Annotated in this window: 11 protein-coding genes; 6 read left to right on the top strand and 5 right to left on the bottom strand. The window is 50.0% G+C overall.

Annotated elements, in window-relative coordinates; translation table 11 throughout:
• Positions 1–8: 8 nt before the first annotated feature.
• Complete coding sequence (locus DWY79_RS18070) at positions 9–362, bottom strand: hypothetical protein (protein ID WP_122369985.1); 354 nt, start codon at positions 360–362, stop codon at positions 9–11.
• 194 nt (positions 363–556) lie between these two features.
• Between DWY79_RS18070 and DWY79_RS18075 the strand changes: the two genes are divergently transcribed.
• From DWY79_RS18075 to DWY79_RS18090, 4 genes are all read left to right on the top strand, one after another.
• Positions 557–1,126, top strand: coding sequence for a BT4734/BF3469 family protein (locus DWY79_RS18075; protein ID WP_122369987.1), 570 nt, complete (start codon positions 557–559; stop codon positions 1,124–1,126).
• A gap of 36 nt (positions 1,127–1,162) precedes the next feature.
• Positions 1,163–3,001 (top strand): DUF3987 domain-containing protein, encoded by a 1,839-nt coding sequence (locus DWY79_RS18080; protein WP_122369989.1) that lies wholly within the window; start codon positions 1,163–1,165, stop codon positions 2,999–3,001.
• Between the two features lie 96 nt (positions 3,002–3,097).
• Positions 3,098–3,304, top strand: coding sequence for a DUF4248 domain-containing protein (locus tag DWY79_RS18085; protein ID WP_057326494.1), 207 nt, complete (start codon positions 3,098–3,100; stop codon positions 3,302–3,304).
• Positions 3,305–3,604: 300 nt separating this feature from the next.
• Complete coding sequence (locus DWY79_RS18090; RefSeq protein ID WP_005857915.1) at positions 3,605–4,072, top strand: HU family DNA-binding protein; 468 nt, start codon at positions 3,605–3,607, stop codon at positions 4,070–4,072.
• 38 nt (positions 4,073–4,110) lie between these two features.
• Here the strand turns inward: DWY79_RS18090 and DWY79_RS23315 are convergent, their stop codons facing one another.
• Positions 4,111–4,245 carry a hypothetical protein gene (locus tag DWY79_RS23315; RefSeq protein ID WP_255420292.1) on the bottom strand — a complete coding sequence of 45 codons (135 nt, stop codon included), beginning with the start codon at positions 4,243–4,245 and terminating at the stop codon, positions 4,111–4,113.
• 72 nt (positions 4,246–4,317) lie between these two features.
• On the opposite strand from DWY79_RS23315, the gene DWY79_RS22610 reads away from it, so the two are divergent.
• Positions 4,318–4,413, top strand: a complete 96-nt coding sequence (locus DWY79_RS22610) for a smalltalk protein (protein WP_005855736.1) — start codon at positions 4,318–4,320, stop codon at positions 4,411–4,413.
• Between the two features lie 12 nt (positions 4,414–4,425).
• The gene (locus DWY79_RS18100) at positions 4,426–4,872 is read left to right on the top strand and encodes an N-acetylmuramoyl-L-alanine amidase (protein WP_008772314.1); all 447 of its coding nucleotides are present in this window, start codon (positions 4,426–4,428) and stop codon (positions 4,870–4,872) included.
• Positions 4,873–4,904: 32 nt separating this feature from the next.
• Here DWY79_RS18100 and DWY79_RS18105 read toward each other — a convergent pair whose 3' ends face one another.
• The 3 genes from DWY79_RS18105 to DWY79_RS18110 form a co-directional block, all read right to left on the bottom strand.
• The gene (locus DWY79_RS18105) at positions 4,905–5,390 is read right to left on the bottom strand and encodes a DUF6169 family protein (protein WP_005862747.1); all 486 of its coding nucleotides are present in this window, start codon (positions 5,388–5,390) and stop codon (positions 4,905–4,907) included.
• Positions 5,362–5,511: a hypothetical protein gene (locus DWY79_RS23115; RefSeq protein WP_005862749.1), complete on the bottom strand. Its 150-nt coding sequence runs from the start codon at positions 5,509–5,511 to the stop codon at positions 5,362–5,364. The genes DWY79_RS18105 and DWY79_RS23115 overlap by 29 nt, the downstream gene beginning before the upstream one ends.
• An 84-nt stretch (positions 5,512–5,595) precedes the next feature.
• Entirely contained in the window at positions 5,596–6,267 is a 672-nt protein-coding gene (locus DWY79_RS18110) for a sugar transferase (RefSeq protein WP_036650939.1), read from the bottom strand.
• Positions 6,268–6,283: the final 16 nt, after the last annotated feature.

Consider the following 6,283-nt stretch of genomic DNA (forward strand, 5'->3'; position numbering starts at 1 on the left):
TATCTTCCTCAACCCCTCTCTTTCTCCACCCTCTCCCGCACCTTCCCCGATAGCGGATAGCTCAGCTCCAGTATCCGGCTGCGGGAACATCGGAGTTCATTTCGCTCGGGCTCACGCTCCTTCTCCGGGAAATGGAAGGACACCAAGTGGAGGAAGGTGGCGTAGACACGGTCTAGTGATTCCAGCCGCAGACTGCCATCCGGATGGCTTGGACTCAACTTCGACAGTGTGTGGCGGCTGATACCCAAGAACACGGAAGCGTCTCGCACGGAGGACAGACCCCAACGATCTAAGATGAGGTATACCTCGAAGGACGCCACACGAATCCAAGGGTTCAGATCCGAGCTTTGCGGTTCGATCATTACGTCTCAAGGGGGAAATCTCTCCATGGTGAAACGCTAAAACCTTGAAGAAACATTAAAATAGGTTATAATATTCTTAAATTGGCGCACCCATGAGTGCGCCACCCACAAATTCAAAGGCTATATCTTTACCTGCGATCCGAAGCGAAAGCCTTGGATCATCATTGTTTAAACCTTATTAAAAAACAAACACAATGGAAGAATCCATCATGTCTTTTTACAACGCTCCGATTACCAATCAAGTGCCAAACGGAGTGGTCAGTATCATCCAATTGCATGCCTATATCAGCACCAATGAATGGCTACGGGAACGGACGGACCGCACACGTGTCGCACTGGACGACGAGAAACGCTTCAAGCAGTTGAAGCAAAGCCTCCTGCCCTACGTCACGCCCGCCGGGGTATTCTCCTACCGAAAGGAGGACCGGTTGCTTTTTCCCTCGGGTGAACTGGTTATCGATATCGATCATCTCGCCTCGCCCGAGGAGGCTTGTACGTGGCGAGACACGCTGTTCGCCGACGAGCGACTACGCCCCGACCTCGCCTTCATCAGCCCCAGTAACACAGGCGTAAAGCTCTTCGTGCCTTATCGTTTGTCCGTTACCGCCACGATCGAGTGGGCCTTCGACGAGGCACGACGATCGGCTTGGGAATACCTTGAGTGGAGATACGGACTGAAAGCCGATACCTCAAACGCCGACTTGTCAAGGGCTTGTTTCCTCTGCCACGACTCTTCAGCCAAGCTGAGAAATCGTGGCAATTGAAAATTGAGAATTGAAAATTGAAAATTATATATTACCATGAACACTATTCAAGATTTAGAGCGGCTCGTGGCCGCTATCGAGAAACAGGGGGCGAACGTCGCTCCCACCTATCAAGAGTATATGCCGCTGGCCTTCGCTATCGCCAACGATTGCGGCGAGGCGGGACAGTCGTTGTTCCATCGCATCTGCCGTATCTCGGAAAAGTATGTGTCCGACGAGGCGGACAGACTCTTCGACCACGCCCTCAAAGGGGGTAACGGGCGAAACGGAATCGGGTCTGTCTATCACTGGGCAGAGACCGCTGGCGTGAAACTCGACAAGCAACTGGCCGGTACCGCCCGGAGCTACGCAGGGAAGCAGCCCGAAACTTGCGAACTTGCAAACTTGCAGCCCGCTCATCCTCTCACACACACCTGCGCACATGAGGCGTACATTAATATGCCCGTCTTCGGAAACTATGATTGGCCCCCTTTCTTGAACCAGCTCATCGACTGCGGTGACTCCCCGGCGCAACGGGATATCCTGCTGCTAGGTGCCGTCACCGTACTAGGCGCTACCCTCAACAAGCACTTGCGCATACTCTACGGACGTAAATACCATTATCCCTGCCTGCAAACCTTCATCGTGGCGCCTCCCGCCTCGGGAAAGGGGGCGCTCACTTGGGTACGCCACCTAGCCGAACCGATCCACGAGGCAATGATGGAGGAATTCAAATCCCTACGCAAGGAATACCGGCTGGAGAAGGCACGGTGGGGTTCCCTAGGCAAGGAGCGGGCGAAAACCCCTGAGCCGGAAGAGCCAAAGCCTAAGATGTTCCTGATCGCCGGCGATAACTCCGGAACGGGCGTATTAGAGAACCTCATCGAGGCGGATGGCGTGGGACTGATCTGTGAGACCGAGGCGGATACCGTCAGCACCGCCATCGGCACGGATTACGGCCATTGGAGCGATACCTTGCGCAAATGCTACGATCATGACCGACTAGCCTTTAACCGGCGTATGAATCATGAGTATCTGGAATGTATGAAATCTTTTCTCAGTGTCTTGTTAAGCGGGACACCGGCACAGGTGAAACCGCTCATTCCCTCGGCCGAGAACGGATTGTTCTCACGCCAGATGTTTTACTATATGCCCTCCATCACCGAATGGGTAAACCAGTTCGACCTGTCCGATGAGGATTATGATTCCCGGTTCACCGGATGGGGCAAACAGTGGAAGACGTTCATCGAGTGGCTCGGCACTTCCGTGAATCTCATTCAGCTCAAGCTGTCCGAAGAGCAAAAAATCCGTTTCAACGAACGTTTCGCGCAACTTTTCGGCCATGCGGGTTTCACGCATGGGGGAGCCATGAGAAGCACCGTGGCACGTATCGCCATCAACATCTGCCGAATCCTAAGCGTGGTGGCCCTGCTACGAGCCACGGAAAAACTCCTCCCGCCACACAAAACAATTTTCAATTCTCAATTTTCCATTCTCAATTCCCCCGGTCTCTCCCCTTCCGATGACATACCGGAAGAGAATGTCCGAGACGGTATCGTACCGAAACTGGACTTGATAGCGACAGAGGCTGATTTCGAGGCCGTGCTCAACCTCACCGAGCCTCTTTACCGGCACGCTTGCCACATCCTGTCTATCCTGCCCGCCACCGACGTGCAACAACGGGAACCTACACCTCAGGAGGCGTTATTCGATGCCCTCCCCCTCGCCTTCAACCGCCAAGAGGCGCTCCGGGAGGCAAAGAGGATCGGCATGGGTACCGATACCCTAGACTCTCACTTACGGCGTATGCTGGAAAAGGGCGTGATCCAAAAGAACGCACGGGGTGAATATATATTCACGGCCAAACAACGCCAGACACCCCAATCCCCTTTATAATGTACATGTATGTGTGTGAGGTATGGAACCGACTGCAAGTTTGCAAGTTCGCAAGTTTCATTTTCCCAGATTCATAATCCATAAACAATAAATCAAATGTCCTTACCATTAAGAAAGTCCGCATTGGCGGCATCCTATTTCCCGGAGCTGGCCTCCCATCAAGCTTGTAACCGTCTACGCCGTTGGATCATCCGATGCACGGAGTTGTACGATAAGCTGCGGGAGACGGGCTACCGCCCCGAGCAACGTATATTTACGCCACGACAGGTGGGGTTGATCATACTCTATCTTGGTGAACCGTAAATTAGTTGACAGTTACGCACAGCGGTAAATTAAAACGGCCTATTGTCACTTGTCAACTAGAACAGGCATTCTAAGGTCTTTACAATGCCCATCCAAGGCTTCTTATAATGCCTATTCAAAGGGGCTTACGATGGGCAGCGTAAGAAACCGGCGGTTATCACCGTGTCCCATGTTAATTAATCGTTATTCCCTGCCCCGGGCATCAACCGGCATCACCGCCTCTTACGGCGGAACCTATCTTTGTAACGTTGATCAACAAACAATTAATTTTCTATTATCAACTTTTAATTTTCAATTACCATGCCACAAGCATTTCAAGCACGAAAGTTTTTTATCCCCAAGACGGATCCCAAGCAGGAGGTGTACAAGCCGGTTCCCTATTATTTCGGTACCCTGTCCACGCAAGACGCGGCCGACCAGATCGCCGAGGAGTCCTCGCTCACGAAGGGTGACGTATTGAACGTATTGGATCGTTATCAGCGGTATGTCATCAAGAACCTGCAGAAAGGCTACAAGGTGGAACTGCTGGGGTTCGGAACCGTCTATAACCGCTTCGTCACGGAGAAGGGGGTAGCGACCGCCCCCGAGGTCAAGGCTACGCATATACGGACTATCGTACCGGGATTCTCGCCTTCCTATACCATACTGAACGGGGCACGACGCTACTCGCTGCTGGGCGAGAAGACTTCGTTGCTCAAGGTGACGATACTCGGGACGCCGGTGGAGGAAGGGGGCGGTTCCGATTCTGAGTCGCCTGATGAGATCTGATGTGTCACTTTTGGCTTGACCCAAAAGTAACCAAAAGGTCAAGGCTGACGCTGACGGGCTACTTCGAGACCTACGCTCGCTGTCGCATCCCAACTCGCTTCGCTCAGACAGGGATGCTCCTCACGCTCGCTGCGGTCTCTTCGCTTGACGCCCGTCCGCTGAGGCCGTCCCAAGGAAAGCGAAGCTTTCCTCTTATATCAGCCGGGATTCCTAATTCATAACTCATAATTTAAAATTCATAATTCATGAAAAAGTCCGTATGGAGTACTATTATCAAAGTGATCATCGCCGTAGCTACCGCCATCGCGGGAGCACTTGGCATCCAATCCTGTATTCTCTAATTTTCAATTATCATGGGTAAGGCTTATTGTTTCTACCAGAATTATAGGGAGGTCAGACTCCTTGTAATTCATTGCTCGGCCACACGATATGACAGGGATTTTCCTGTGGAGGCGCTCCGTTCATCGCACAAGGCACGGGGATTCGCCGATATCGGGTATCATTTCTATATCACACGGGACGGGGAACTGCACCGCTGCCGGCCGGTCAACCAGATCGGGGCGCACGCAGCCGGATGGAACGACAAAAGTATCGGTATATGTTACGAGGGAGGACTCGACGAACAAGGCCGTCCGGCCGATACCCGGACCTACGCCCAGCGCTGTACCTTGATGGATCTGCTACGGCAATTACGAAGGGACTACCCGGAGGCACGTATTCTAGGGCATTACCAGCTTAGCCCCTATATAAAGAAGGCTTGCCCTTGCTTTGACGCAAGGAAGGAGTATGAAACCTTATGAAAGCCATACTATGCCTCCACAAAAAATAGTCGTCATTCATCTATTGGATATAAATTATTCTTTACTAATTCATAGAAGGCTTGAACTAAAACATTACGTTTCGAATTATTTTTATTTAAATAAATAGAAACGTAAAGCAGGTAATCATCGATTTGGGTGGAAGCATCGTATTTTATGATGCTTCCATCATTATAAGCAGAATACCATTTAGAGAACAACAATCTGCGCTTTTTTTCTTTGCCATCTAAATTATCACAAACCATTATCATCGCATGGTCGTTCCTTGAGAAGAATATCCGTAATAACGAGACTATGGTCATCGCTATACGATTATCTATCGGATGAGGTCTATCTGACTCCGGCTCTATATTAAAAGTATAGACATTATCAAATGTCGGATGGTATATTGAAAAATCTATAAAATAAGCATGATAAACAATGCCATGCTTAGTCTTAAATGAATAATTCCAATCACTTTCCTCTACTATATCATAAGGGAGTGGCAAACTTGATTCCACGTTGTCGTGCTATTTCTTTTATATCACCTCCCTTTTGAATACATTCTCGAATAATTCGTTTGTCTTCCAATATCTTTTGAAAGACAGACACTGGTCTCATTTCTTTTTTTTTGTTATCCATAGAGGTTTCGTTTTTTATGTTATTACGCAAAGATAGCTATATTATCTTACAAACAAAGTTTTACCACAAGATATTACAGAAATATCAGAATTTCTTACCGAACGCTATATTCAAGAAGGTCTTCACCAATATCTTGAAATCGAACAGCCAAGAGCGATGCTCCAGATAGAACAGGTCGTAACGCAAGCGGCGGAGCATCTTATCGACCGTGTCCGTATACCCATTGTAGAGCGTGGCGTAAGAGGTCACCCCCGGACGGATCTGGTAGAGGTAACGGTAACGGGGATCACGCTCCATGATCTGGTCGATGTAGAACTTACGCTCGGGACGGGGACCGATAAAGGACATGTCGCCCACGAAGACATTCCATAACTGGGGCAACTCGTCCAAGTGATGTACCCGGAGGAATTTTCCGACACGGGTCATACGGGGATCTGCCCCACCCTTGTAAAGGGCCGGACCGAACTTCTCCGCGTCCAAACGCATACTGCGGAACTTATAGATGTTGAACGGGCGACCGAAACGACCGATACGCTCTTGCTTAAAGATCGCCGGGCCTCCATCCTCCCGTTTTACGGCGATATAACAAAGTAAAAACAGCGGGGAGAATACGATCAAGGCCAAAAACGCCAGCGCACAATCCCCTATACGTTTTACATTACGTTGGAACATACCCATCCCATCCGGGATGAATCGCTCCGGTTCCGCTCCCTCACTTTTTCCTAATGGTGTAGTTTTCTTTTTTTCAGCACTCATACTCTCTCACTTAATA

Origin of the sequence: Parabacteroides sp. AF27-14, from assembly GCF_003635425.1 — a bacterium.
In the GTDB taxonomy this organism is placed as follows: Bacteria; Bacteroidota; Bacteroidia; order Bacteroidales; family Tannerellaceae; genus Parabacteroides; species Parabacteroides distasonis.